Annotated in this window: 20 protein-coding genes, 1 tRNA gene and 1 pseudogene; 11 read left to right on the plus strand and 11 right to left on the minus strand. The window is 63.2% G+C overall.

Annotation, left to right across the window (positions count from 1 at the left end; all coding sequences use genetic code 11):
• Window positions 1-965: 965 nt before the first annotated feature.
• Together PspR32_RS17600 and PspR32_RS17605 are read right to left on the minus strand one after the other, a co-directional pair.
• Window positions 966-1,772, minus strand: a complete 807-nt coding sequence (locus tag PspR32_RS17600) for an MOSC domain-containing protein (protein ID WP_036996412.1) — start codon at window positions 1,770-1,772, stop codon at window positions 966-968.
• A 40-nt stretch (window positions 1,773-1,812) separates the two neighbouring features.
• Window positions 1,813-2,748, minus strand: a complete 936-nt coding sequence (locus PspR32_RS17605) for a chemotaxis protein CheV (protein WP_010223367.1) — start codon at window positions 2,746-2,748, stop codon at window positions 1,813-1,815.
• 346 nt (window positions 2,749-3,094) lie between these two features.
• Here PspR32_RS17605 and PspR32_RS17610 point away from each other — a divergent pair, with 346 nt between their 5' ends.
• The 5 genes from PspR32_RS17610 to PspR32_RS17630 all read left to right on the plus strand — a co-directional run bounded on the left by PspR32_RS17610 (window position 3,095) and on the right by PspR32_RS17630 (window position 8,725).
• Entirely contained in the window at window positions 3,095-3,619 is a 525-nt protein-coding gene (locus PspR32_RS17610; protein WP_036996516.1) for a hypothetical protein, read from the plus strand.
• A 436-nt stretch (window positions 3,620-4,055) separates the two neighbouring features.
• Complete coding sequence (locus PspR32_RS17615) at window positions 4,056-4,946, plus strand: sensor histidine kinase (protein ID WP_010223365.1); 891 nt, start codon at window positions 4,056-4,058, stop codon at window positions 4,944-4,946.
• Window positions 4,943-5,602: a response regulator gene (locus PspR32_RS17620; protein WP_010223364.1), complete on the plus strand. Its 660-nt coding sequence runs from the start codon at window positions 4,943-4,945 to the stop codon at window positions 5,600-5,602. The genes PspR32_RS17615 and PspR32_RS17620 overlap by 4 nt, the downstream gene beginning before the upstream one ends.
• A 356-nt stretch (window positions 5,603-5,958) precedes the next feature.
• The gene (locus PspR32_RS17625; RefSeq protein ID WP_010223363.1) at window positions 5,959-7,413 is read left to right on the plus strand and encodes a mannose-1-phosphate guanylyltransferase/mannose-6-phosphate isomerase; all 1,455 of its coding nucleotides are present in this window, start codon (window positions 5,959-5,961) and stop codon (window positions 7,411-7,413) included.
• Between the two features lie 64 nt (window positions 7,414-7,477).
• Complete coding sequence (locus PspR32_RS17630) at window positions 7,478-8,725, plus strand: glycosyltransferase family 4 protein (RefSeq protein WP_159388961.1); 1,248 nt, start codon at window positions 7,478-7,480, stop codon at window positions 8,723-8,725.
• Here the strand turns inward: PspR32_RS17630 and PspR32_RS17635 are convergent.
• Window positions 8,714-9,916 carry a molybdopterin molybdotransferase MoeA gene (locus PspR32_RS17635; protein WP_010223361.1) on the minus strand — a complete coding sequence of 401 codons (1,203 nt, stop codon included), beginning with the start codon at window positions 9,914-9,916 and terminating at the stop codon, window positions 8,714-8,716. The genes PspR32_RS17630 and PspR32_RS17635 overlap by 12 nt on opposite strands.
• Before the next feature lie 7 nt (window positions 9,917-9,923).
• Complete coding sequence (gene moaB / locus PspR32_RS17640; RefSeq protein ID WP_036996416.1) at window positions 9,924-10,463, minus strand: molybdenum cofactor biosynthesis protein B; 540 nt, start codon at window positions 10,461-10,463, stop codon at window positions 9,924-9,926.
• A 197-nt stretch (window positions 10,464-10,660) separates the two neighbouring features.
• Here moaB and PspR32_RS17645 point away from each other — a divergent pair, with 197 nt between their 5' ends.
• From PspR32_RS17645 to PspR32_RS17655, 3 genes are all read left to right on the plus strand, one after another.
• Window positions 10,661-10,882: a YgdI/YgdR family lipoprotein gene (locus PspR32_RS17645; protein ID WP_010223359.1), complete on the plus strand. Its 222-nt coding sequence runs from the start codon at window positions 10,661-10,663 to the stop codon at window positions 10,880-10,882.
• Between the two features lie 64 nt (window positions 10,883-10,946).
• Window positions 10,947-11,023: transfer RNA gene (locus PspR32_RS17650), tRNA-Pro, on the plus strand.
• Window positions 11,024-11,154: 131 nt separating this feature from the next.
• Complete coding sequence (locus tag PspR32_RS17655) at window positions 11,155-11,532, plus strand: bacteriocin (protein ID WP_159388962.1); 378 nt, start codon at window positions 11,155-11,157, stop codon at window positions 11,530-11,532.
• 83 nt (window positions 11,533-11,615) lie between these two features.
• Here PspR32_RS17655 and mqo read toward each other — a convergent pair whose 3' ends face one another.
• The 4 genes and pseudogenes from mqo to PspR32_RS17670 all read right to left on the minus strand — a co-directional run bounded on the left by mqo (window position 11,616) and on the right by PspR32_RS17670 (window position 17,186).
• Entirely contained in the window at window positions 11,616-13,214 is a 1,599-nt protein-coding gene (mqo, locus tag PspR32_RS17660; RefSeq protein ID WP_010223357.1) for a malate dehydrogenase (quinone), read from the minus strand.
• 373 nt (window positions 13,215-13,587) lie between these two features.
• Complete coding sequence (locus PspR32_RS26730; RefSeq protein ID WP_442967036.1) at window positions 13,588-14,355, minus strand: methyl-accepting chemotaxis protein; 768 nt, start codon at window positions 14,353-14,355, stop codon at window positions 13,588-13,590.
• Between the two features lie 165 nt (window positions 14,356-14,520).
• Window positions 14,521-15,204, minus strand: a pseudogene (locus tag PspR32_RS26735) (methyl-accepting chemotaxis protein); the annotation flags it as partial.
• Between the two features lie 209 nt (window positions 15,205-15,413).
• Window positions 15,414-17,186, minus strand: coding sequence for an ABC transporter transmembrane domain-containing protein (locus PspR32_RS17670; protein ID WP_010223355.1), 1,773 nt, complete (start codon window positions 17,184-17,186; stop codon window positions 15,414-15,416).
• A 276-nt stretch (window positions 17,187-17,462) separates the two neighbouring features.
• Between PspR32_RS17670 and PspR32_RS26205 the strand changes: the two genes are divergently transcribed.
• Entirely contained in the window at window positions 17,463-17,636 is a 174-nt protein-coding gene (locus PspR32_RS26205) for a PA1571 family protein (protein ID WP_010223354.1), read from the plus strand.
• A gap of 53 nt (window positions 17,637-17,689) precedes the next feature.
• On the opposite strand, the gene pdxB is transcribed toward PspR32_RS26205, so the two are convergent.
• Window positions 17,690-18,832, minus strand: coding sequence for a 4-phosphoerythronate dehydrogenase PdxB (gene pdxB / locus PspR32_RS17675; RefSeq protein WP_159388964.1), 1,143 nt, complete (start codon window positions 18,830-18,832; stop codon window positions 17,690-17,692).
• Window positions 18,833-18,975: 143 nt separating this feature from the next.
• Here pdxB and PspR32_RS17680 point away from each other — a divergent pair, with 143 nt between their 5' ends.
• The gene (locus tag PspR32_RS17680; RefSeq protein WP_159388965.1) at window positions 18,976-20,373 is read left to right on the plus strand and encodes an MATE family efflux transporter; all 1,398 of its coding nucleotides are present in this window, start codon (window positions 18,976-18,978) and stop codon (window positions 20,371-20,373) included.
• Here PspR32_RS17680 and tusA read toward each other — a convergent pair.
• Together tusA and rlmM are read right to left on the minus strand one after the other, a co-directional pair.
• Window positions 20,370-20,612, minus strand: a complete 243-nt coding sequence (gene tusA, locus PspR32_RS17685; RefSeq protein ID WP_010223351.1) for a sulfurtransferase TusA — start codon at window positions 20,610-20,612, stop codon at window positions 20,370-20,372. The genes PspR32_RS17680 and tusA overlap by 4 nt on opposite strands.
• 122 nt (window positions 20,613-20,734) lie before the next feature.
• Window positions 20,735-21,799, minus strand: coding sequence for a 23S rRNA (cytidine(2498)-2'-O)-methyltransferase RlmM (gene rlmM / locus PspR32_RS17690; protein ID WP_036996421.1), 1,065 nt, complete (start codon window positions 21,797-21,799; stop codon window positions 20,735-20,737).
• A 253-nt stretch (window positions 21,800-22,052) separates the two neighbouring features.
• Here rlmM and acnA point away from each other — a divergent pair, with 253 nt between their 5' ends.
• Window positions 22,053-24,794, plus strand: a complete 2,742-nt coding sequence (acnA, locus tag PspR32_RS17695; RefSeq protein WP_036996422.1) for an aconitate hydratase AcnA — start codon at window positions 22,053-22,055, stop codon at window positions 24,792-24,794.
• Window positions 24,795-24,860: the final 66 nt, after the last annotated feature.

Below are 24,860 nucleotides of genomic sequence, written 5' to 3' on the forward strand. Positions count from 1 at the left end.
TTGCGACCGCTGCGCGCTCGATCGCCGGCAAGTCCGGCTCCCACAGGATTGGCAGTGCGCCCAGGGGCGGTGCAAGACCTGTGGGAGCTGGCTTGCCAGCGATGAGGCCAGCCCTGCTTGCACATAACGCGTCGTCTGTATTGCGACCGCTTCGCGCTCGATCGCCGGCAAGTCCGGCTCCCACAGGATTGGCAGTGGCCCCAGGGGCGGTGCAAGACCTGTGGGAGCTGGCTTGCCAGCGATGAGGCCGGTCCAGCTTGCACATAACGCGGCGTCTGGATTACGACCGCTTCGCGCTCGATCGCCGGCAAGTCCGGCTCCCACAGGATTGGCAGTGCGCTCAGGGGCGGTGCAAGACCTGTGGGAGCTGGCTTGCCAGCGATGAGGCCGGTCCAGCTTGCACATAACGCGGCGTCTGGATTACGACCGCTTCGCGCTCGATCGCCGGCAAGTCCGGCTCCCACAGGATTGGCAGTGGCCCCAGGGGCGGTGCAAGACCTGTGGGAGCTGGCTTGCCAGCGATGAGGCCAGCCCTGCTTGCACATAACGCGTCGTCTGGATTGCGACCGCTACGCGCTCGATCGCCGGCAAGTCCGGCTCCCACAGGATTGGCAGTGCGCCCAGGGGCGGTGCAAGACCTGTGGGAGCTGGCTTGCCAGCGATGAGGCCAGCCCTGCTTGCACATAACGCGTCGTCTGTATTGCGACCGCTTCGCGCTCGATCGCCGGCAAGTCCGGCTCCCACAGGATTGGCAGTGCGCTCAGGGGCGGTGCAAGACCTGTGGGAGCTGGCTTGCCAGCGATGAGGCCAGCCCTGCTTGCACATAACGCGTCGTCTGGATTGCGACCGCTACGCGCTCGATCGCCGGCAAGTCCGGCTCCCACAGGATTGGCAGTGCGCCCAGGGGCGGTGCAAGACCTGTGGGAGCTGGCGTTGCCAGCGATGCAAGGCAAAGCCTTGCCTGGTTACTCCAGCACCGTCACCGCCATCCCCACCTCAAGCACCCCCGCGCCATCCGCCACCAGGTTCTGGCCAAACAGCACATCCCCCTCCTTCTGCCGATAGGTGCGCAAGGTCGCCAGCGGTTCGCGGTCCGGGCTGCGCTCGCCGGTCTGCGGGTCAATGGTGGTCATGATGCAACGCTCGCACGGCTTGAGCACCCGGAACTCGACCGCGCCGATGCGGATCCGCTTCCAGCCATCCTCGGCAAACGCCGCACTGCCCTCCACCACCAGGTTGGGACGAAAGCGCAGCATCTCCAGTGGCCGCCCGACCTTGTCGACCAGGTCATCCAGCGACGCCTGGCCAATCAGCAGCAAGGGAAAACCGTCGGCGAACGCCACGCGGTCGCTGTTCAGACCATAACCATTGGGTAGATAACGCGTGCGTTGCTCTGGCACATGAACCAGGCGCACGTCCTTGCCGATGAACCGACTGAGCCACTGCGCGGCAGCATCGCCGGCATCCGGCACGCGAAAGGTATCGCGCCAGATAGTGACGCCGCGCAGGTCGCTATCGGGCTCCGGCACGCCAACGTGCAGCGCCGGGTAGCCTGGTGCCTGAAGGGTGAGGCTGCCGTCGGCGTTGTGCAAGGCCGCCAGCTGGCTCATCTGCGGGTACATGCGCTGGGTCAGAAAACGCCCATTGTCACGTTCCACCAGCATCCAGCGGCGGTCCCCGCTCAACCCCAGAAGGTCCAGCGAGGAGGTTTGCAGCGCCTCACCGCGCGCTGATTTGAGCGGGTATCGGTACAACGCACTCAGGCGCATCATGACCTGCCTTGTGTCGGTTAAAACCCTAGCTTATACCGACTCAGGCCGTGGCTTCATCCAGCATCAGCCGTTGGCGCACGACATCGACCAGCTTGTCGGGCTGGAACTTGGAGAGGAAGTTGTCGCAGCCGACCTTCTTCACCATCGATTCGTTGAAGCTGCCGGACAACGACGTATGCAGCACCACGTACAGTGAGCGCAGGCGCGGGTCGTTGCGGATCTCGGTGGTCAGGCGGTAGCCGTCCATTTCCGGCATTTCGGCGTCGGTGAAGACCATCAGCAGCTTCTCGCAGACATCCTCGCCAGCGTCGGCCCAGCCCTTGAGCATGCGCAGGGCCTTGAGGCCATCGCTGGCCACGTGCATCTTCACCCCCAGTTGCGACAAGGTGTCACGCAACTGCGCCAGGGCCACGGTGGAGTCGTCCACCAGCAGCACTTCGCGACCACGGGCACGGCCCAGCAGCGGATCTTCGAGCTTGTCGCGCGACACTTTGGCGCTGTACGGGACGATTTCCGCCAGCACCTTCTCGACGTCGATGATTTCCACCAGTTGCTCGTCGACCTTGCTGATCGCTGTCAGGTAGTGCTGACGACCGGCACTGGTCGGCGGCGGCATGATGGCTTCCCAGTTCATGTTGACGATGCGGTCGACGCCACCGACCAGAAAGGCCTGCACCGAGCGGTTGTACTCGGTGACGATGATGGTGCTGCCCGGGCCCGGCTCCAGCGGGCGCATGCCGATGGCCTGGGACAGGTCGATCACCGGCAGGGTCTGCCCGCGCAAGTTGACCACGCCACAGACGTACGCGTGACGCTGTGGCATCAGGGTCAGCTTGGGCATCTGCAGCACTTCCTGGACCTTGAACACGTTTATCGCGAACAGTTGCCGGCCCGCCAGGCGGAACATCAGGATTTCCAGGCGGTTCTCGCCCACCAGCTGCGTTCTTTGGTCTACCGTGTCGAGAATGCCAGCCATCGAAGAGCCCCCAGGTGTGTCGAAAATGATCCCAATGGCCCTGTATCGGCCGTTTGCCGCAGAGCTTGACCCCTTGAAGAAAATGCTCTGCAGCCCATTGATGTCATTTTACCATCATGCTTTACTGCGCTCACCTCTCCGCTGTCGCAAACGCCCGCAAAGGGTCGTATCGAAAACACCGTATCAGGGAATCCCCTAGTGACAATCGGGTGAGACCTGATGTTCGCAATATCCATTAGCCATTAATGTGACGCCATTCTCATTGCATGAACGGAGTCAGGCTTTTGTCAGCGATCGCCTCATGGTGGCCAGTCCCTGCTCCAGCCTTTCGCGCTGGAGCCAAATGATGGCTAACGACGCACTGCACAACAGCGCCCTGCAGGAATTCCTGATCGACGCCCAGGTGCTGCTGACCAAGGCAGAGGAATGCCTGCTGCACCTGCAACTGATCGATAACGATCCGGATGCCTGCCACTGCCTGAACGACACCCTGGCAACCCTGGTGGAACGCGCACAGACCCTTGGCCTGGTCGAGGTCGCCGCCTACAGCCAGCAGTTGCAAGCGCTGCTGGAGCCGGCACAGGCGCAACCGGCGCTGCAGGGTGAAGCCCTGCAGGCCCTGGAAAGCTGCCTGACCTTGCTGGCCTGGCAACTGGAATTGATCGACCCGCACACCGGCCGCCTGAGCCTGGACACCGAGGAACAGGTGCAACTGCTCGACACCCTGGCCACTGCCCTGAGCCCGCAAACCGCTCTGGCCTGCACCTCTTGCATCGAGACCCAGCACCTCTGCGAACACTCCGAACCGTCCATGACTGCGCCCGCCACCGCGCATGCCTGCGCACTTTCCTCGCCAACCAGGGTCAACTAAGCGGCATAACAACAATGCCCTGGCGAAGATAACCGGCTCCCTGACGAGTGCACACTAAGGTCAAACTTAGTGTATTTTCCGGCACCTCTAATTATTCGCAAAAAATATTCCGTTTAATTGATATCGGGCAAAATTCCATCCCCACAAACTGATGGCATAGTGCTAGATTCGAAGGCAATCGGAACCGCCGTGCCAGCCCGTAAAATCTGGCTATTCAGTCAGTTATCAGAGTTCGCGACCAATTGTATTTGAAGTGATACCATGCGCGCTGATGAAGTCATGCACCTCACCTGGCGCCCCCAAGACAGAGCACGCCGACTTTCATCGCCGCACCCCAGCGCCGACATTTAAACGTTATTGAAGGCAATTCGACAAAAGCCTCTAGTTTGACCTTTGCAAGGCTTTCAACAGCGATATTTCAGTGGCTTCATTTCCTATGCTCTCAAGCCTCAAGACACTCAAGCGCTGGCGCCCCGGCGCCTCTCTGTTGCGCTGGGCGACCGCCCTGCTGTGCCTGGCCTCGATTGCCGTTAACCTGGCCCTGTACCTGCTTGAGCAACCGTTGCCGGGCGCAGCCCTGGCCCTGCAACTGATCGCCCTGCTGAGCATTGCCTGGCAACTGCGTCAGTGGGCGCGTTCGATTGCCCTGCGCCCGGCGGAACTTGCCGACCGGTTGCTCAAGGTGCAGGAAAGCGAACGCCAGCGCCTGAGCCGCGAACTGCACGACGATATCGGCCAACTGCTGACCGCCGCCAAGCTTCAGGCCGACTGGCTGCAACGTCGTGCCCCGGCTGAGCTGCAGGAGCACTGCAGTACTTTGCGCAGCACCCTGGATGACACCCTGGCCAATGTTCGCGATGTCTCGGCCATCCTCAACCCCCGGCAGTTGGCTAGCCTGGGGCTGGAAGCCAGCCTGCGCGCCCACCTGCTGCGCACCCTGGAGAACACCAATGTGCACTGGAGCCTGGAGTGCCGTCAGCGCCTGGGCGGCATCCCGGAAGACATGGCAATTGCCGCCTTTCGCATCACCCAGGAGGCGGTGACCAACATATTGCGCCATGCCAGGGCCAACAACCTGGTGGTTCGTATCCAGCGCCAGCCCGAAGGCCTGGCACTGTCGATCAGCGATGACGGCCTGGGCTTTCTGCCTGCCAGCAATCCGGCCGACGAAGGCCAACGCGGCATGGCCGGAATGCTCGAGCGTGCCGGCTTGCTCAATGGCACACTGTCAGTCACCAGCCAGCCCGGCCTGGGCACCCAGATCGACGCCCTGTTCCCCTGGCCTCCCCGTACCCTCGAACGCGCCAAGACAAGTAACGCCCCATGACCTGTACATTGTTGTTGGTGGATGACCACTCATTGATCCGCGCAGGTGTTCGCGCACTGGTGTCAGATATACCCGGCTATGCCGTGATCGGCGAAGCCAACGACGGCGGCCAGGTGCCCGAACTGGTCATGCAACTGGACCCGGACATCGTCTTGCTGGATATCTCCATGCGCTGCACCAGCGGCCTGGACGCCTTGAGCCGCTTGCGCGCCCTCGGCTGTCGCAGCAAGGTGTTGATTCTCTCCATGCACACCGATCCGGAGCTGATCATGCAGGCCCTGGAAAGCGGTGCCCACGGCTACCTGCTTAAAGACACCACCGCTACCGAACTTGAGCAGGCGCTGGCCGCGCTGCGTGGCAACGAGCGCTACCTGAGCCCGGCGATCGCCCACACCGTGATCAACCAGGCGCTGCTGCGCGCCCAATCAGGCAAGCCGGAAGCAGCCGAAAAGCACAACCTCACCGCCCGCCAACTGGAGATCCTGCGCCTGATCGTGCGCGGCAAATCGACGCGAGAAATCGCCCAGGGCCTGGGCCTGAGCATCAAGACCGTGGAAACCCACCGCTCGCAGATCATGAAACGCCTGCAAATCTACGATGTTGCCGGCCTGGTGCTGTTTGCCGTGCGCGAGCAGATCATCAGCCTGGACGACTGAGCAGCAGTACACCTGGCGCCAGGCGCACACGCAAGGCCGGGGCACAGCACGTGCCCGCCTCCAGCCTGGCGGCCATGACCAATGCCCAGACCCCATTGAGCATCGAGTATCGACGCCTTTTCTGGCGCGCTTTTACTGCATCGCACTTAACGTTTCAGCAGTCATTTGCACACCATTCATACAAATATCATTGAAAGCTTCGCCGCCCAGGCGCATCATTCGACAAATATTTGGCCTTTATGGATTGCTCCAGTGGTAAAAGTCATTTTCTTGACTCATTGCGCAAAAGCCTGCCAGGTTGCCCTGTTTACTTTTGCCGCACTGCCCAGGCAGTGCCCCTGACTCGAGGCTGTGAGATGAGTGTTCTGATCCCTTGCATCATCGCTGGCGGCGCCGGCACCCGCCTGTGGCCGGTATCGCGCGAAACCATGCCCAAGCCGTTCATGCGCCTGCCCGATGGCCAGAGCCTGCTGCAGAAGACCTTCGCCCGCGCCAGTCGGCTGGCCGATGTCGAGCGGGTACTGACAGTGACCAACCGCGAGGTGTTCTTCCGCACCCAAGACGAGTTCCGCCAGTTGAACAAGGCTAACCTGGCCCTGGACTATATCCTTGAACCCTTTGGCCGCAACACCGCTGCCGCCATCGCCGCAGCCGCCCTGCACTGCGCCCGGCTGTATGGTGAGGACGCACAATTGCTGGTGCTGCCGGCCGACCACCTGATCAACGACCTCAGCGCCTTCGACCAGGCTGTCAGCCAGGCCCGTGCGCTGGCCAGCCACGGCTGGCTGACCACATTCGGCCTGCTGCCGACCCGCGCCGAAACCGGATTTGGCTACATCGAAAAGGGCCAGCCACTCGACGCCCATGGCTTCAAGGTCGCACGCTTCGTGGAAAAACCCGATGCCGATACCGCACAGCAGTACCTCGAGGGCGGCCAGCACCTGTGGAATGCCGGGATGTTCTGCATGCGCGTCGATGCCATCCTGCATGAACTGGAACTGCACACCCCGCAACTGCTGGCAGCGGTCAATCGTTGCCTGGCCCAGAGCCCCTGCAAGGAAGGCGCGCGCGAGTGCCAGGTGGAACTGGACCCGGACAGCTTTGCCCAGGTGCCGGATATTTCCATCGACTATGCGGTGATGGAGGTCTCACAACAGGTCGCGGTACTGCCCAGCCAACTGGGCTGGAGCGATATCGGCAGCTGGGAGGCGGTGCGCGAGCTCACGACCGGCGATCACCAGGGCAACCGCTGCACCGGCGAAACCGTGCTGCACGATGTGCGTAACTGCTACATCGACTCACCACGGCGCCTGGTCGGTGCGGTGGGCCTGGATAACCTGATCATCATCGATACCCCCGACGCCCTGCTGATCGCTGACGCAGCCCGCAGCCAGGAGGTCAAGGTGATCGCCCAGCAGCTCAAGCGCCAGGGCCACGATGCCTTCCGCCTGCACCGTACGGTCAACCGCCCCTGGGGCACCTACACCGTGCTCGAGGAAGGCCCACGGTTCAAGATCAAGCGCATCATGGTCCGCCCCGATGCCTCGCTGTCGCTGCAGATGCATCACCACCGCAGCGAGCACTGGATCGTGGTCAGCGGCATGGCCTGCGTGACCAACGGCGAAGAGGAGTTTCTGCTCGACACCAACGAATCGACCTTCATCAAGCCCGGACGGGTGCACCGCCTGACCAACCCCGGGGTGATCGATCTGGTGATGATTGAAGTACAAAGTGGCGAATACCTGGGCGAGGACGACATCGTGCGCTTTACTGATATCTATGGACGCGCCCCGGAGCCAGCCGCAAGCTGATCCCCTTGGCGCGTCCATTTTTATCTGCATGCCGTTACCCGCCTGAACACTGAGGAAAGGGGTCATGCGCATACTCTGGACACTACCCTACCTGCCCTGGCCGACCACCAGCGGCGGTAAAACCCGGCAATACCACCTGCTGCGCAACCTGGCGCAGCGCGGTCATCGCATCACCTTGCTGGTGCAGTCGAAGATCCCCCCCAGCGACGCGGCCCGACAGGCGTTGGAGCCTTTGCTCGAACGCCTGATCGTGCTCCCCAGGCGCCCCTTGCACAGCCCGCTGAACCTGCTGGCGGCGATTTACCCCAGCTACCCGATGCGCGCCAGTATCAATGGCCTGGCGCCGCACCTGCGCCACTGCTTCGAGCAATTGCTGGACGAGCCCTGGGATGTGATCCAGATCGAACACAGCTATAGCTTTCAGCCATTCGAAAAAGCCCTGCAGAGTCGGCGGCTGCCGTTCGTGCTCAGTGAACACAACATCGAATCCGTCAACGGCGCCGCCTGTCACGACCGCTTGCCACTGTGGCTGCGCCCCTTCAATGCCTTCGATCGCTGGCGTTATCGGCGCTGGGAGAACCGTGTGCTCAGCCAGGCCCATGAAGTGGTGGCGGTCAGCCCCACTGACGCCGAGCACATCAGCCAGGTGACCGGTTCTGCGGTGTCGGTGGTGATCAACGGCGTGGACTGCGCGCACTACCAGGACATCCAGCCCTCGCTGCACAGCCAGCGCCTGCTGTTTGTCGGCAACTTCGAGTATGGCGCCAACCTTGAGGCCATCGAATGGGCGCTGGAGGACATTCTGCCGCAAGTCTGGCTGAGCAACCCGGCGGTGCGCCTGGCGGTGGTCGGCCACGCCTTGCCGCCCAGCTGGAAACTGCGCTGGACTGACCCGCGGATCGAATGGATCGGTTACCTGCCTGACCTGCGCGAACTGCAACGCAACTCGGCAATCTTCTTCGCCCCGCTACGCTACGGCGGCGGCTCGAAGATCAAGGTACTGGAAGCCATGGCCGCCGGGCTGCCGGTGGTGACGACGGGCAAAGGTGTGTCCGGCCTGCAAGTGACCCATGGCGAGCACTATCTGGCCAGTGACGATGGCGACCAGCTGGCCCTGATGATTACCCAACTGCTGAACCAGCCCTGGCGCCTGCGCCAGTTGTCGCAAGCGGCCCGGGAGTTTGTCTGCTGCCGGCATGACTGGAGTATCGCCGCCGCCCAGCTGGAAAGCGTGCATGCACGTCCCAGCCTGCGTGCGCCAAGCAGTGCCACCCTGGTGGACGGCACGCTGCTCAGCCGATCAGCCAAGTAGTTCGCTCAAGGGAATGAACTGGACGATATCGCCTTTGCCCGGGGTCTGGCCCTCACGGACTTCGACCAGCCCCTCGGCCCAGGCAGCACTGCGCAATACACCCGAACTCTGGTTTTTGTAGATCAACGCACTGCCCTGCTCCAGACGCCCGCGCAGGTACTCGCGGCGGCTTCCGGCCTTGGGCCAGTCGAATCCGGCCGGTACCGGGAACTGCAGTGGCGTGACCTCGCTGACGCCCTGGCGGCGCAGCAGGTAAGGCCGGGTCAACAAGCCGAAGGTCACCAGGGTCGAGGCCGGATTGCCAGGCAAACCGATGACCGGCACGCCTTTGTAATGACCAAAGGTCAGCGGCTTGCCCGGCTTGATCGCCAACTTCCACAACGACAGCTCGCCTTCTTCACGCAGTGCGATGCCCAGGTAATCCGCCTCGCCCACCGAAACGCCACCGGTAGACAGAATCAGATCGACGTCCTGCAACCCGGCCAGGCATTCACGGGTTTTCTCCAGGTCGTCAGCAAGAATGCCTGCATCGATCACTTCGCAGCCCAGGCGTTGCAGCCAGCTGCCAAGCAACCGCCGGTTGCTGTTGTAGATCTGTCCGGGACCGAGGGGCAAGCCGGGCTCGACCAACTCATCCCCGGTCGACAGCACCGCGACCTTCACCCGCCGCACCACCGTCAGTTCGGCACAGCCCAGTGACGCGGCCAGGCCCAACTCGATGGGCCCAAGGCGCGTACCGGCGGCCAATACCGCCTCGCCAACCCGGGTCTCCTGGCCTTGCGGGCGAATGTTCTGGCCGACGCGCAGCGGCTCGGTGAAACGCACACGCTGATCGTCCAGCAGCTCGGCGTTTTCCTGCATTTCGACGCAATCGGCCCCCACAGGCAGCGGCGCCCCGGTAAAGATTCGTGCACAGGTGCCCGGCTGCAACGGCTCGGGAGTATGCCCGGCGAATATCCGCTGGCTGACCGGCAACGGCGCGCCAGTCCAGTCGGCCAGGCGCAGGGCGTAGCCGTCCATGGCGCTGTTGGGCCAGGGCGGCAGGTCGAGGCTCGATACCAGCTCGTGGGCCAGCACGCGGCCTTCGGCGGCGGCCAGCGCGACCTGCTCGGTGTCGTTGATTGGCGCGGCTTCGGCCAGCGCGAGCAATTTGGCCAGGGCGTCTTCGACGGGCATCAATGGCGTGTGCATGGGCGTCTCAACCACGGCTTTCGCAGGGCGCAGCCTGCTTGAGGTGGGTGACGAAGTTGCACGGGCGATGACGGGCGTCGAGTTGCTCGGCAAGGATACCGTCCCAACCAGTGCGCACGGCATTGGTCGAGCCCGGCAGGCAGCACACCAGGGTGCCATTGGCCAGGCCGGCCAAGGCGCGGGACTGCACGGTGGAGGTGCCGATATCGGCCAGGGAGATATGGCGAAACAGCTCGCCGAAACCATCGACCTGCTTGTCCAGCAGGCAAGCCACGGCTTCCGGCGTGCTGTCACGCCCGGTGAAGCCGGTACCGCCAGTGATCAGCACCACCTGCACCTGCTCATCGGCGATCCAGGTCGCGACCTGAGCGCGGATCTTGTACAGATCGTCCTTGAGCAGCACCCGCGCAGCGAGGGCGTGGCCGGCCTCGGTCAGGCGGTCGACGAACACCTGGCCGGAGGTGTCGGTTTCCAGGGTGCGGGTATCGCTGACGGTCAGTACGGCAATGTTCAGCGGCACGAAAGGTACATCTGCCTTGGCTTTCATGGGACCTTGAATCCATTGATAGGAACGAATGAGCGGTGTTATATCACAGCCCTGCCCGCCTCGCGCCCGCCACCGGGCCAGGCATTGTGCCCAGTCAATAATGCTGGATTGCCGCTATGCTGCAATCTGCACGGAACTTGCGCAGGCGCCATGCGTCTCAAGAACCATTACGCACCATCCTTTACTGGAGAAACACAATGATTCAACGGACTCTTCCCGCTTTCCTGCTCGCCCTGGGTCTTGGCACCCTGGCCGGCTGCGCTTCGCCAACCGTCATTACCCTGAACGACGGTCGCGAAATCCAGGCGGTCGATACTCCGCAATACGATGAAGACTCGGGCTTCTACGAATTCGAACAGCTGGACGGCAAGCGCACCCGCATCAACAAGGACCAGGTCCGTACCGTCAAGGACCTGTGAGCTGATCGACAAGCCGCTTTCGGGGGCTTGCCGAGGAGAGAATTTTGAGTAATATTTTCTCCATCGGAGTGTAGCGCAGCCAGGTAGCGCGTCTCGTTCGGGACGAGAAGGCCGCAGGTTCGAATCCTGTCTCTCCGACCAGATTACTCAACAAAAAGCCCGCCCTCGTGCGGGCTTTTTCGTGCCCGGCAGACGAGCAGCACTGGCCAGCATTGCACGGCGACGGCGCTACCAGCAGAATGCGCGCCTTTCGAACATTGAGGTTGATTCACATGCGTAAGACTCTTGCCGCCCTGACCCTGGGCCTGCTGTTGTGTGCACAAGGCGCCATGGCCGGCGATGGCCAGACCGCTGTAGGCGGTGGCCTGGGTGGTGTATTGGGTAACGTGGTCGGGCAAAAGCTGGGTGGCAGCACCGGCGCGGCCATTGGTGCCGGTGTCGGTGGTGCAGCGGGCAGCGCCATGGCCGCGAAGAAAGGCAACAAGACCAAGGCAGCCATTGGTGGCGGCCTGGGTTCGGCCGGTGGCTCGCTGGTAGGCGGCAAACTGGGTGGCAGCACCGGCTCGGCGATTGGCGCAGGCTTGGGTGGTGCAGCCGGTGGTGCGCTGGGTAATAACCTGGCGGACAGTCACCGCAAGAAGCGGCACTGATCCAGAACCGGCGATGCTTTTTGAAGGCCTGAAACAAACAACCCCCTGAACAGGGGGTTGTTTGTTTCTACCGTAGCAAATGCTTACAGCGCAGGCTCAGCCTGTACCGCAGCGGCCGCTTCCGGCAGCACCGGAACATACAGCAGGCCCAGACGCGAGCTGCTCCATTCACGGGTCTTGTTGGTCAGCTCAAGGTTGTTGTTGAGCTTCTGGCCATAGGTCGGAACGATTTCCTTCAGCTTGGCCTGCCACTCAGGGGTCTTGATGCGATCCTTGAAAGTCTTTTCCAGCACGGTCAGCATGATCGGCGCAGCGGTCGAGGCACCTGGCGAGGCGCCCAGCAGCGCGGCAATGGTGCCGTCCTGGGCAGCAACGACTTCGGTACCGAACTGCAGGATGCCGCCGTGCTCAGGGTCCTTCTTGATCACCTGGACGCGTTGACCGGCCTGCAGCAGCTTCCAGTCTTCGTTCTTGGCGTTCGGGAAGTACTCGCGCAGGGCCGTCATGCGGTCATCGAAGCTCAGCATCAACTGACCCATCAGGTAGGTGCTCAGGTCGATATTGTCGATACCGGCGTGGGTCATCGGCATGATGTTGTGGGTAGTCAGCGCCGCGAACATGTCCAGCAGCGAGCCGTTCTTCAGGAACTTGGTCGAGAAGGTGGCAAACGGGCCGAACAGCAGCACTTCCTTGCCGTCGATCACGCGGGTGTCCAGGTGCGGAACCGACATCGGCGGTGCACCGACCGACGCCTTGCCGTACAGCTTGGCCTTGTGACGGGCAACGATGTCCTGGTTGTCGGTCATCAGGAACTGGCCACCGACCGGGAAGCCGGCATAGCCGTCTGCTTCAGGGATGCCCGACTTCTGCAGCAGCTTCAGGGCGCCACCACCGGCACCGATGAAGACGAACTTGGCCTTGATGCTGCTCTCGGCACCCTTGTTGGCCAGGTCAGCGACGACCACGGTCCAGGTGTTGTCGGCATTGCGCACGATGTCGCGCACTTCGTGCTGGACGTGCAGCTTGACGTTGTCGTGCTTGGTCAGCGAGGCGAACAGCTGGCGGGTGATCTCGCCGAAGTTGACGTCGGTACCGATCGGCATGCGGGTGGCGGCGATCTTCTGGTCGGCGGCACGGCCTTCCATCACGATCGGTACCCACTTCTTGATCTGCTCGTGGTCTTCGGAGTACTCCATGCCACGGAACAGCGAGCTGTGCTGCAGGGCTTCATGACGCTTCTTGAGGAACTCGACGTTCTTGTCGCCCCAGACGAAGCTCATGTGCGGCACGTTGTTGATGAACGACTTCGGGTTGCTCAGCACGTTCTGCTCGATCTGGTAGGCCCAGAACTGCTTGGAGATCTCGAACTGCTCGTTGACCCCAACGGCCTTGCTGATATCGATCTTGCCGTCGGCGCCTTCGCTGGTGTAGTTCAGCTCGCAAAAGGCAGAGTGACCGGTACCGGCGTTGTTCCAGGCGTTGGAGCTTTCTTCGGCGACCTTGTCCAGGCGCTCGTAGATGTCGATCGACCAACCGGGTTCCAGCTCATTGAGGTAGGTACCCAGGCTTGCACTCATGATGCCGCCGCCGATCAGCAGCACGTCTACGGTTTTCTCGGGCTCACTGGGCTTGGAGCAACCGATGACACTCAGGCACAGGAGCGTCAGCAGGATTTTTTTCATAGTTCAATCCAATTGAAGTGAAGTAATTGGCAATGACCGCAGGTCCCGTAGTGCACGCCCGGATTCTTGTTGTTGCTCGCGCAGTCCAAGGCTCAGCGTAGCTGGTGCTCAGGCAGTCGGCCGGATGCACAGGCAATGGATGGCGGCTGGGGTTGTTCGATGGATCGGGAACGGTCGTCACGCCAGACACGGGGCAAGGCCGCCGCTGTCAGGGTGGGTCGCCTTAAAGCAGGAAACGGGCCAACTTTCACAAGACCAACGGCTAATAGCTAGGACGAGTCGTCGCACCCCAACTTTAACGGTTTAGCTGGCGACAATCCGCCACATTGCCAGGCTACGGACGCTGGATGTGGCGGATTTCCCCCTTCGCTGCTCAAGCACTCAGGCGTGCGGTGACTTCGCCAAGCTGCCCGGACAGCCCGTGCAAATGCTGGCCGGCCTGCTCGGTCTGCTGCACGGCCTGCTGGTTGGTGGTGGCGATGCGGGTGATTTCCACCAGGTTGCGGGAGATATCCTCGGCAACGCTGGTTTGCTCTTCGGCGGCCGTGGCAATCTGCCGGTTCATATCGCGAATGGCCTCCACCGCCACGGTGATGCGCTGCAGCATCTGCCCGGCCTGCTGCACCTGTTCGGCCCCCTCCTCACTGCGCCGCTGGCCGCTTTCGATGGCCTTGACCGCGTCCACCGCGCCGGACTGCACGGCACTGATGATCTGGTTGATTTCGGCAATGGAGGACGCTGTACGCTGGGCCAGGCTGCGCACTTCATCGGCGACCACGGCAAAGCCGCGCCCGGCCTCCCCGGCCCGCGCCGCCTCAATGGCAGCATTGAGCGCCAACAGGTTGGTCTGCTCGGCAATACCGCGAATCACTTCCAGGACCTTGCCAATGCGCCCGCTATCGGCTTCCAGATGACGAATCACCTCGGCGGTGCCGGCGATTTCCTGGTTGACCACGGCAATGGTGTCGATGGTCTGCTGCATCACCTGCTCGCCGGCCTGGGCGCTGTGATCGGCTTCATCGGCGGCACGCGCGGCGTCGGCGGCATGGCGGGCAACTTCCTGGGCGGTCGCGGACATTTCATGCATCGCCGTGGCGACCTGGTCGGTACGCTGGAACTGATCGTCGGTGCCGCGCGCCATGTTGCCGGCAATACCGCGCAATTCACCGCTGGCGCTTTCCAGCTCACCGGCGTTGCGCTGCAGGCGGCTGAAGGTGTCGGCAAGAAAGTCGCGCAGGGTATTGGCCGCCACTGCCAGCCGCCCCAGCTCATCCCGACGGTCACTGGCGACCCGGGCCTCGAAGCGCCCCTGGCTCAGTTGCGCGACATAGTCGATCAAGCCGCGGATCGGCTCGATCAGGCTGCGGTTGACCAGCCACAGGCTGAACAGGCCGACCAGCACGGCCGAACCGAACATCACCAGCAGCCCCAGCCAGACGGTGCGCTCAGCCGACTGGCTAATGGCCTGGGCGCGTGCCTGGGCATCAGTGCGCAGTTGCGTGACCAGCGCGCTCATCTGTTCGCTGGCGGCGCGGTCGACGCCTTTTACCGCCTGGTCGCCGACCGCAGGATCAGCACCCGCGGCCAGAAACGCCTGACGCCCTTGCGCGTATGCCTGGCCCAACTGCCGGTGACTGTCCTTGAGCTGCTCGGCGCGGGCCTTGAGCGGCTGCTCGCTGTGCTCGATCAACTGGTCAAGGATGCCTTGCACCTGCTGCTCGCGCGCCAAGAACTGCTGCCAGTACTTGTCCAGCTCGGTGGGCTGCTTGCCGCGCAGCAGCACGTTCTTCCATTCCTGGACCTGAACCTTGAACTGCAGGTTGGCCTCATCGATCAACTGCGACGCCTGCAACGGCCCGTCGATCAATTGCCCGTAGCCACGGACGCTGGAGGACAACAATTGAAAACACACCAGGGCGATCAGCAGAATCGCCAGCAGGCTGCCGCCGAGCAAGGCGAGGATTTGTACTCTGAGGGATGTACGCAACATCGGAAGAAGTCCCGAAACAAGGAATGAGGACGCGACGCACGTGGCGTCGACCCGGCAAAGACCTCCCTGTCCTTGTTCTTTGGCCGCTGACGGCAGGCCAAAAAAAAGCTGCCATCGATCGATAGCAGCCAGGTTCAAGCATTACGCAACAGCTGGAGCAGATAGTCTCAAGGCATTGCTACAGAATTGTGACAGTCTGTAGGAGGCCGTCACAAATCCGTCATGGTGTTGAACTGCAACGCCGCCAGCCGCGCATACAAGGGGCTCTCGGCAATCAACTGGCGATGACTGCCGATCGCCACCAACCGGCCCTGGTCGATCACCGCAATGCGATCAGCATGCTGCACCGTGGCCAGGCGATGGGCGATCACCAAGGTGGTGCGCCCGCTCATCAAGGTCGGCAGCGCTTGCTGGATCAGGTGCTCGCTCTGGGCATCGAGGGCGCTGGTGGCTTCATCGAGCAACAGGATCGGTGCATCCATCAGCAACGCCCGGGCAATCGCCAGGCGCTGGCGCTGACCACCCGACAATCCGAGGCCAGCATCCCCCAGATGGGTCTGATAACCCTTGGGCAACTGCAGGATGAATTCATGGGCATGGGCACTGCGGGCCGCGGCCTGGACCTGCTCGACTGTGGCATCGGCCCGCCCGTAGCGGATGTTGTCTTCCACCGTACCAAAAAACAGCGCCGGGTTTTGCGCCACCAGGGCGAAGTGGCGGCGCAGGTCCTGGGGATCCAGGCGACTGATATCCTGGCCATCGAGCCGGATGCACCCTTGCTGCGGGTCATAAAAACGCAGCAGCAGGTCGAACAGCGTCGACTTGCCCGCCCCCGACGGGCCGACCAGGGCCAGGGTTTCGCCGGGCTCGACCGTCAGGCTCAAGCCATCGATGGCGGGCGGCGTCGGCCGTGACGGATAGGCAAAACCCACAGCCTGCAACTCGACCCGCCCGCTGGCCCGCGCCGCCGTACGCTGCAGGCCTTGCGCCGGCGCAACAATCTCGCTGCGCGCCGCCAGCAGCTCGGCAATCCGCTCGGCCGCCCCTGCGGCACGCTGCAGCTCACCGATCACTTCGCTCAAGGTACCAAAAGCACTGCCGACGATCAGGCTGTAGAACACGAAAGCGGCCAGTTCACCCCCGGAAATGCGCCCGGCGATCACATCCATGCCACCGACCCAGAGCATCACCCCGACCGCGCCAAGCACCAACACGATCACCAAGGTGATCAGCCAGGCGCGCTGGAGGATGCGCTGGCGTGCCACAGCGAAGGCCGCCTCGACCGTCGTGGCGAATCGCTGCTGGTCACTGGCCTGATGGTTGTAGGCCTGCACGGTCTTGATCTGGCCGAGGGTTTCGGCCACGTAACTGCCAACATCGGCCACCCGGTCCTGGCTTTGCCGCGACAGGCTGCGCACCCGCCGGCCGAAGATCAGGATCGGCGCCAGCACCAGCGGCAAGGCCAGCACCACGATACTGGTGAGCTTGGGGTTGGTGACAAACAGCAGGACGATCCCACCCAGCACCATCAAGGCATTGCGCAGGAACAACGACAGCGACGAGCCGATCACCGACTGCAGCAAGGTGGTATCGGCGGTCAGCCGCGACTGGATTTCCGAGCTGCGGTTGTTTTCGAAAAAGCCCGGGTGCAGGTCGATCAGGTGGTCGAACACCTGCTGGCGGATATCGGCCACGCAACGCTCGCCAATCCAGGACACCAGGTAAAAGCGGCTGAAGGTGCCGATCGCCAGGGCCAGCACCAATAGCAGGAACAGGCCGATGGACTGATTGAGCAGGTGCGGCGAGCGGGTCATGAAGCCCTGGTCGACCAACAGGCGGATGCCCTGGCCCATGGACAGGGTAATCGCCGCGGTGACTATCAGCGCCAGCAAGGCCAGCAGCACCTGCTTGCGGTAAGGACGGATGAAACGCCACCCCAGGCGCATGGCCTGGCGCTGGCGGGGAGAAAACCGGTTGAGCATGGAGTACGCCGTTTGTCTGCTGTTTGCGCCAGCCTACACCGGACCGCTCGTCCAGCGCCAAGGAACTCCCGGTAATGGCAGGCGTCGGAACCAGAACCTGGGCATATAAGACCCAGGGCGCAGCGGGCTAGACCGTTTCGGTCTAAAGTACCACTGGAGGTTTACTCACCTTTCTGGTGGAGTGGACAGGTCGCACAGTGATAAACGAAAGAGCTGTCACAGGCCGGTCACGAGGCGATTCTAGTCTGAGCTTGCAACCTGATGAGGAGACAGGAAATGAGCTTGCAACAAGGCAATACCCAGGAAAAACCCGTGCCTAACCCGCAGGCATCGGTAGGCGGCACGATCATCGACAAGGATGGTAAAGAAATTATCATCACCGAAGAGATGATCCAGCATGCCTGCGAGGAGCTGGAAAAAAGCCGGGTAGAACTCGCCAAGAAAGACTGACCCACCCGAATTCTTCAACCCGGCGCACGCGCCGGGTTTTTATTGCCCGCGATTCAGACCAGCACTGCGCCCAGGGCGCGGGCCATCTGCGCCAACTGCGGCGCCTGGCCGTGCAAGCGCACGGCCAGGCCTTCGATCTCGCGACGCGGCGGGTAGTGTTTGCGCAGGCGGTCGAAGGCGGCCTTCTGCTGAGCCGGGTCGCGGCTCAAACTACGGCGGAAATCAGCATCGTCGCGGCGCGGGTCATACACTGCGCGGCACAGGGTGGCCAGGGCCCAGGCCGGATCGGTCTCGGCCTGCAAGGCGATTTCGGTCAACCACGGCTGCGGTAGCAGGTCGGCCAGTTGCACCCGCTCAGGTTCGCCGCGCCAAGCGCAGAACGCCTGATAGATCTGCGCCGTGCCGCGTTGCTTGCCGTCCAGGCTGTAGCCGGCAATATGCGGGGTGGCAATCACGCAGAGGTCGGCCAGGGCCAGGTCGACCTGGGGCTCACCTTCCCAGACATCAAGCACCGCCTGGATATCATCGCGCTCGCGCAGTAGCTGGCGCAGGGCCTGGTTGTCGACCACCGGGCCACGACTGGCATTGATCAACCAGGCGCCGGGGCGCAGGCAGGCCAATTGCTCCTGGCCAAGCAGGTGCCAGGTCGGCAGCTCGCCGCTGCGGGTCAGCGGGGTGTGCAGGCTGATCACATCGCACTGCTCAAGGATCTGCTCCAGGCTCACATAATCGCCGCCTTCGCGCGCCTGACGCGGCGGATCACAGACCAGCACCTGCCAGCCCAGGCCACGCAGCACCTCGACCAGGCGCCCACCGACTTCACCGGCCCCCACCACCCCATAGGTACGCGCAGGCAAGCTGGCGCCGTCGAGTTCGGCCAGGGTCAGCAGGCTGCCGAGCACATAATCGACCACCCCACGGGCGTTGCAGCCCGGCGCGCTGGACCAGTGAATACCGGCCTCGGCGAAGTAGTCCAGGGCCAGGTGATCGGTGCCGATGGTGCAGGTGCCGACAAACTTCACCTGGCTGCCTTCGAGCAAGGCCCGGTCGACCTGGGTCACCGAACGCACCAGCAGCACGTCGGCGTCCTTCACGCAGGCGGCATCGATAGCGCGCCCGGGATAACGGCGGATCTCGCCGAAGCCGGCAAAGAAGGCATCGAGCAGCGGGATATTCTCGTCAGCAACAATCAGCATGGCGCTCTCCTATCGGGGTGCGCAGTGTAGGCCGATACGGGTGGACTGATCCACAGGCAGGCAAGGTTTCCTGACTGCCGCGTCAAGGCGTAGACTAGCCGGCTTTGCCCATCTTTTATGTGGACGCCTGCCTTGTGACACCGATGACTGCCGATACCCCAACCCCTGCCCTGTCGCGTCCGGCGCAGGTCCGCACCGAGCTGCGCGGCCTGCTAATGCTGGCCACGCCAATCATCATTGCCCAGTTGGCGACCACCGCCATGGGCTTTGTCGATGCGGTGATGGCTGGCCGGGTCAGCCCGCGCGACCTGGCAGCCGTGGCCCTGGGCAACTCGATCTGGATCCCGGTGTACCTGCTGATGACCGGCACCCTGCTGGCGACCACGCCCAAGGTTGCCCAGCGCTATGGTGCCGGCCAGCATGCCGAGATCGGCCCGCTGGTGCGTCAGGCGTTGTGGCTGGCGCTGAGCGTTGGCCTGATTGCCAGCGGCCTGTTGCTCAGCGCCGAACCGATCCTGCAGGTGATGAAAGTCGACCCGCAACTGGTGGCGCCGAGCATGGGCTATTTGCAAGGCATTGCCTTCGGCTTCCCCGGCGTCGCCCTTTATTACGTGCTGCGCTGCTATAGCGATGCCCTGGGCCGGACCCGGCCAAGCATGGTCATCGGCCTGTCCGGCCTGCTGCTGAACATTCCACTGAACTATGTGCTGATCTACGGCCATCTGGGCCTGCCGGCCCTGGGCGGCGTCGGTTGCGGCTGGGCCAGTGGCATTGTCATGTGGTTCATGGCCCTGAGCATGGCCGCCTGGACCCGCTGGGCCCCGGCCTATGCCCAAAGCCGGGTGCTGGTGCGCTGCGACAAGCCGCAGTGGCCGGTGATCAAGCGCCTGATCGGCGTCGGTCTGCCGATCGGTATCGCAGTATTCGCCGAGTCGAGCATCTTCGCGGTGATTGCCTTGCTGATCGGCAGCCTCGGCCCGACCGTGGTCGCCGGGCACCAGATTGCTCTGAACATCAGCTCGCTGCTGTTCATGATTCCGTATTCGCTGGGGATGGCGGTGACCGTGCGGGTTGGCCAGGCGGTTGGCGCCGGGTTGCCACGCCAGGCGCGCTTCGCCGCCATGGTCGGCCTGGGCGCGGCGCTGGTGTTCGCCTGCTTCTCGGCCAGCTTGATCCTGCTGATGCGCGAGCCGATCGCCTCGATCTACACCCCGGATACGGCAGTGATCCAGATTGCCGCGATGCTCATCGTGTATGCCGCGCTGTATCAGTTCTCCGATGCCATCCAGGTGATCGCCGCCGGTGCCCTGCGCGGCTACCAGGACACCCGGGTGACCATGATCCTGACCCTGTTCGCCTACTGGGGCATTGGCTTGCCGGTGGGTTATGTATTGGGCCTGACCGACCTGTTCGGCCCGGCCAGCGGCCCCAACGGCCTGTGGGAAGGCCTGATTGCCGGGCTCACCTGCGCGGCGCTGATGCTGGCGATTCGATTGGCGCGCAGCAGCGCCAAGCACATTCGCCGGGCTGAAAAGCGTTAGTCGAGCTTCTTGCGGATCCAGTACAGGTAGGTGCCCGCGTCTTCCTGCTGCTGGACCAGTTCGTGATCCAGGAACACACAGAACTTGGGGATATCGCGACGGGTCGAGGGATCGGTGGCGATCACCTTGAGCAGGCCACCGGCGGCCAGGTCGCGGATGTGCTGGTGCAGCATCATCACCGGCTCCGGGCAGTTGAGGCCGGTGGCGTCGAGGATGGCATCTGGGGTCAGGTCAGTCATGTAGAACTCCGGAAACAATCAGCTATTATCGCTCATGCACGCGGCAGGGTCATCTTCGCTGGGCTGATCGCCGGCAACGCCGGCTCCCACAGGTTTTGCAGCCACCCTTGCCAGCGATGGCCTCACCGCGGTTTCAGATCCAGGCGGCGCAAGTGGCAGGTCACTTCTTCGCGGTCGTGATACAGCTGCTTGCAGCCAATCGACACCTTGACCTTGCGCGCCTTGAAGCCTTCCTCGATGCGTTCGAGCAAGCGCCGCACTTCGGCATAGCGCTGCTTCATCGGCAACTTGAGGTTGACCACCGCCTCCCGGCACAGGCCTTCGCCCAGCCAGGTTTCCAGCAAGGCAGCACTGCGCGCCGGCTTCTCGACGATATCGCAGACCATCCAGTCCACGGTCTGCTTGGGCTTGTAGGTAAAACCGTCGGCCATCAGGTGCTGGACCAGGCCGGTGTCCATCAGGCTTTCGGCCATGGGACCGTTGTCGATGGCGGTCACCAGCATGCCGCGCTTGACCAGTTGATAGGTCCAGCCACCCGGCGCCGCGCCGAGGTCGACCCCGGTCATGTCATCGGACAGCCGTGCATCCCACTGGTCGCGCGGGATGAAGTGGTGCCAGGCCTCTTCCAGCTTCAGGGTCGAACGGCTCGGTGCTTCGCGGGGGAATTTCAGGCGCGGAATGCCCATCGGCCACATCGCCGAGTTGTCCGCCGCCGCCAGGCCGACAAACACCCGCCGGCCGCTGACGAAGGTCAGTAGCAAACGTGGCTTGTGTGCATCCTCAACCAGGCGCCCCGCCTTGCTCAGGGCTTTGCGCAGCGGCACTTCGAACTTGCGGCAAAAGGTCGAAAGCTCTTTGCCGTCGTTGGTGTCCATCACCTCCAGCCACAGGCTGCCGCACTGCGGATAATCAGCCAGGGCGTCGAGCAGTACGCTGATGCGATCGGTTTCCGGCAGCTCGATGAACGCGCCGCGGGCCCATTGCCGGGGGAAGATCAGCTGGGCAAAACGCAGCTCGCGCATCATTTGCTCGGCACCTTCGGCGTCGTTGCAGATGAACTCGGCGCAGGCGCTCTGCGGCTTGGCCTTGGCGTAGCCGGCGACGTTCAGGCGCGCGGCGTGCTCGGCGATTTCGGCACAGACTTCACTTTCGAAACCGGGCCGGCAATGCATAAACAGGGTATTCATCTTCACTCCAGGACGGATGGCGCCCAATCACGCCAACCCTGACCGGGCGCAATACGCAGCGCCGGTAAATCGGCGAATGATAAAGGAAGTTCGGAACCTGCGACACTTCCTGCCGGTCCAGTACATGGTCAGGTCCGCCAAACAGGGCTAACCTGACCGTTCAGCCAGGTCCGTGCCGTGCGGACCGTCACAGAGGCGGTGAACCGGCGACAGCAGGGAAGATTGCCGTTCACCGGCGCAGAAGGAGTTGGTAATGCCCTCGCTCGATAGCCTGAAAACCCTCAAGACCCTGACGGTCGATGATCGTCTCTACCACTATTACAGCCTGCCCGACGCCGCTCGCACCCTCGGCGATCTGCAGCGCCTGCCGATGTCGCTGAAAGTGCTGCTGGAAAACCTGCTGCGCTGGGAAGACGGCAAGACCGTCACCAGCGGCGACCTTTCGGCGCTGGCCAACTGGCTCAAGGAGCGGCGCTCCGACCGCGAAATCCAGTACCGCCCGGCACGGGTGCTGATGCAGGACTTCACTGGCGTTCCGGCGGTGGTCGACTTGGCGGCCATGCGCGCGGCCATGGCCAAGGCCGGCGGCGACCCACAGCGGATCAACCCGTTGTCGCCGGTCGACCTGGTCATCGACCACTCGGTGATGGTCGACCGCTACGCCAGCCCGCAGGCTTTTGCCCAGAACGTCGACATCGAAATGCAGCGCAACGGTGAACGCTATGCCTTCCTGCGCTGGGGCCAGAACGCCTTCGACAACTTCAGCGTGGTGCCGCCGGGCACCGGCATCTGCCACCAGGTCAACCTTGAGTACCTGGGCCGCACCGTCTGGACCCGTGAAGAGGACGGGCGCACCTACGCCTTCCCCGACACCCTGGTCGGCACCGATTCGCACACCACCATGATCAACGGCCTGGGCGTGCTGGGCTGGGGCGTGGGCGGTATCGAGGCCGAGGCGGCGATGCTCGGCCAGCCAGTGTCGATGCTGATCCCGGAAGTGATCGGCTTCAAGCTGACCGGCAAGCTGCGTGAAGGCATCACCGCCACCGACCTGGTGCTGACCGTCACGCAGATGCTGCGCAAGAAAGGCGTGGTCGGCAAATTCGTCGAGTTCTACGGCGATGGCCTGGCCGACCTGCCCCTGGCGGACCGCGCCACCATCGCCAACATGGCGCCGGAGTACGGCGCTACCTGCGGCTTCTTCCCGGTCGACCAGATTACCCTCGACTACCTGCGCCTGTCGGGCCGCCCTGAAGCCACGGTGAAACTGGTCGAGGCCTACTGCAAGGCCCAGGGCCTGTGGCGCCTGCCCGGCCAGGAGCCGGTATTCACCGACGCCCTGGCCCTGGACATGAATGAAGTCGAAGCGAGCCTGGCCGGACCCAAGCGCCCGCAAGACCGCGTGGCCCTGAGCAATGTCAGTCAGGCCTTCGATGACTTCATCGGCCTGCAACTCAAGCCGTCGAGCAAGGAAGAAGGCCGCCTGGAAAGCGAGGGCGGTGGCGGCGTGGCGGTGGGCAATGCCGACCAGGCCGGCGAAGTCAGCTATGAGCATCAAGGCCAGCAACACCTGCTCAGAAACGGCGCGGTAGTGATCGCTGCGATCACCTCCTGCACCAACACCTCCAACCCCAGCGTGATGATGGCCGCAGGCCTGGTGGCGAAAAAAGCGATTGAGAAAGGCCTGCAGCGCAAACCCTGGGTCAAGAGCTCGCTGGCCCCCGGCTCCAAAGTGGTGACCGACTACTACAAGGCCGCCGGCCTGACCCAGTACCTCGATGCCCTGGGCTTCGACCTGGTCGGCTATGGCTGCACCACCTGCATCGGCAACTCCGGCCCGCTGGACGAAGCCATCGAGAGAGCCATCACCAGCGCCGACCTCACCGTCGCCTCGGTGCTCTCGGGCAACCGCAACTTCGAGGGCCGCGTGCACCCGCTGGTGAAAACCAACTGGCTGGCCTCGCCGCCGCTGGTGGTCGCCTACGCCCTGGCCGGCACCGTGCGCATCGATATCAGCCGTGACCCACTGGGCATCGGCAAGGATGGCCAACCGGTGTACCTGCGCGACATCTGGCCAAGCCAGCGGGAAATCGCCGATGCCGTGGCCAGCGTCGATACCGCGATGTTCCACAAGGAGTATGCCGAGGTGTTCGCCGGCGACGCCCAGTGGCAAGCCATTGAGGTGCCGCAGGCGGCCACCTATGTATGGCAGGACGATTCCACCTACATCCAGCATCCACCGTTTTTCGATGCCATTACCGGGCCGCTGCCGGTGATCGAGGATATCCACGGCGCCCGGGTGCTGGCCCTGCTCGGCGACTCGGTGACCACCGACCACATCTCCCCGGCCGGCAACATCAAGGCCGACAGCCCGGCCGGACACTACCTGCGCGACAAGGGCGTAGAGCCCCGCGACTTCAACTCCTACGGCTCACGGCGTGGCAACCATGAAGTGATGATGCGCGGCACCTTCGCCAATATCCGCATCCGCAACGAAATGCTCGGCGGAGAAGAAGGTGGCAACACCCTGTACGTGCCCACTGGCGAGAAGCTGGCGATCTATGACGCGGCCATGCGCTACCAAGCCGATGGCACGCCCCTGGTGGTGATTGCCGGGCAGGAGTACGGCACCGGCTCCAGCCGCGACTGGGCCGCCAAGGGCACCAACCTGCTGGGGGTCAAGGCGGTGCTGGCCGAGAGCTTCGAACGCATCCACCGCTCCAACCTGGTGGGCATGGGCGTGCTGCCACTGCAGTTCAAGCCCGGGCAGAACCGCAAGAGCCTGGCGCTGGATGGCCGCGAGCGTATCGACATACTCGGCCTGAGCCATGCCCAGGTGCAACCGCACATGACCCTGAACCTGAAGATCAGCCGCGAGGATGGTCGCCAGGAACAGATCGAAGTGCTGTGCCGGATCGACACCCTCAACGAAGTGGAGTACTTCAAGGCCGGCGGCATCCTTCACTATGTGCTGCGGCAATTGATCGCAGCCTGAAGTCAGGGCCCGGTCCTTGGTGACCGGGCCTTTGCCCTGTGCGGCAGAACACGTAGGATAAGCAGT

Source organism: Pseudomonas sp. R32 (assembly GCF_009866705.1).
GTDB classification, from domain to species: domain Bacteria; phylum Pseudomonadota; class Gammaproteobacteria; order Pseudomonadales; family Pseudomonadaceae; genus Aquipseudomonas; species Aquipseudomonas donghuensis.

What these genes read in the sequence shown, in the direction of transcription:
- PspR32_RS17600 (WP_036996412.1), bottom strand. Translation starts at nt 1,772, where the DNA reads ATGATGCGCCTGAGTGCGTTGTACCGATACCCGCTCAAATCAGCGCGC.
- PspR32_RS17605 (WP_010223367.1), bottom strand. Translation starts at nt 2,748, where the DNA reads ATGGCTGGCATTCTCGACACGGTAGACCAAAGAACGCAGCTGGTGGGC.
- PspR32_RS17610 (WP_036996516.1), top strand. Translation starts at nt 3,095, where the DNA reads ATGGCTAACGACGCACTGCACAACAGCGCCCTGCAGGAATTCCTGATC.
- PspR32_RS17615 (WP_010223365.1), top strand. Translation starts at nt 4,056, where the DNA reads ATGCTCTCAAGCCTCAAGACACTCAAGCGCTGGCGCCCCGGCGCCTCT.
- PspR32_RS17620 (WP_010223364.1), top strand. Translation starts at nt 4,943, where the DNA reads ATGACCTGTACATTGTTGTTGGTGGATGACCACTCATTGATCCGCGCA.
- PspR32_RS17625 (WP_010223363.1), top strand. Translation starts at nt 5,959, where the DNA reads ATGAGTGTTCTGATCCCTTGCATCATCGCTGGCGGCGCCGGCACCCGC.
- PspR32_RS17630 (WP_159388961.1), top strand. Translation starts at nt 7,478, where the DNA reads ATGCGCATACTCTGGACACTACCCTACCTGCCCTGGCCGACCACCAGC.
- PspR32_RS17635 (WP_010223361.1), bottom strand. Translation starts at nt 9,916, where the DNA reads ATGCACACGCCATTGATGCCCGTCGAAGACGCCCTGGCCAAATTGCTC.
- moaB (WP_036996416.1), bottom strand. Translation starts at nt 10,463, where the DNA reads ATGAAAGCCAAGGCAGATGTACCTTTCGTGCCGCTGAACATTGCCGTA.
- PspR32_RS17645 (WP_010223359.1), top strand. Translation starts at nt 10,661, where the DNA reads ATGATTCAACGGACTCTTCCCGCTTTCCTGCTCGCCCTGGGTCTTGGC.
- PspR32_RS17655 (WP_159388962.1), top strand. Translation starts at nt 11,155, where the DNA reads ATGCGTAAGACTCTTGCCGCCCTGACCCTGGGCCTGCTGTTGTGTGCA.
- mqo (WP_010223357.1), bottom strand. Translation starts at nt 13,214, where the DNA reads ATGAAAAAAATCCTGCTGACGCTCCTGTGCCTGAGTGTCATCGGTTGC.
- PspR32_RS26730 (WP_442967036.1), bottom strand. Translation starts at nt 14,355, where the DNA reads ATGGCGCGCGGCACCGACGATCAGTTCCAGCGTACCGACCAGGTCGCC.
- PspR32_RS17670 (WP_010223355.1), bottom strand. Translation starts at nt 17,186, where the DNA reads ATGCTCAACCGGTTTTCTCCCCGCCAGCGCCAGGCCATGCGCCTGGGG.
- PspR32_RS26205 (WP_010223354.1), top strand. Translation starts at nt 17,463, where the DNA reads ATGAGCTTGCAACAAGGCAATACCCAGGAAAAACCCGTGCCTAACCCG.
- pdxB (WP_159388964.1), bottom strand. Translation starts at nt 18,832, where the DNA reads ATGCTGATTGTTGCTGACGAGAATATCCCGCTGCTCGATGCCTTCTTT.
- PspR32_RS17680 (WP_159388965.1), top strand. Translation starts at nt 18,976, where the DNA reads ATGACTGCCGATACCCCAACCCCTGCCCTGTCGCGTCCGGCGCAGGTC.
- tusA (WP_010223351.1), bottom strand. Translation starts at nt 20,612, where the DNA reads ATGACTGACCTGACCCCAGATGCCATCCTCGACGCCACCGGCCTCAAC.
- rlmM (WP_036996421.1), bottom strand. Translation starts at nt 21,799, where the DNA reads ATGAATACCCTGTTTATGCATTGCCGGCCCGGTTTCGAAAGTGAAGTC.
- acnA (WP_036996422.1), top strand. Translation starts at nt 22,053, where the DNA reads ATGCCCTCGCTCGATAGCCTGAAAACCCTCAAGACCCTGACGGTCGAT.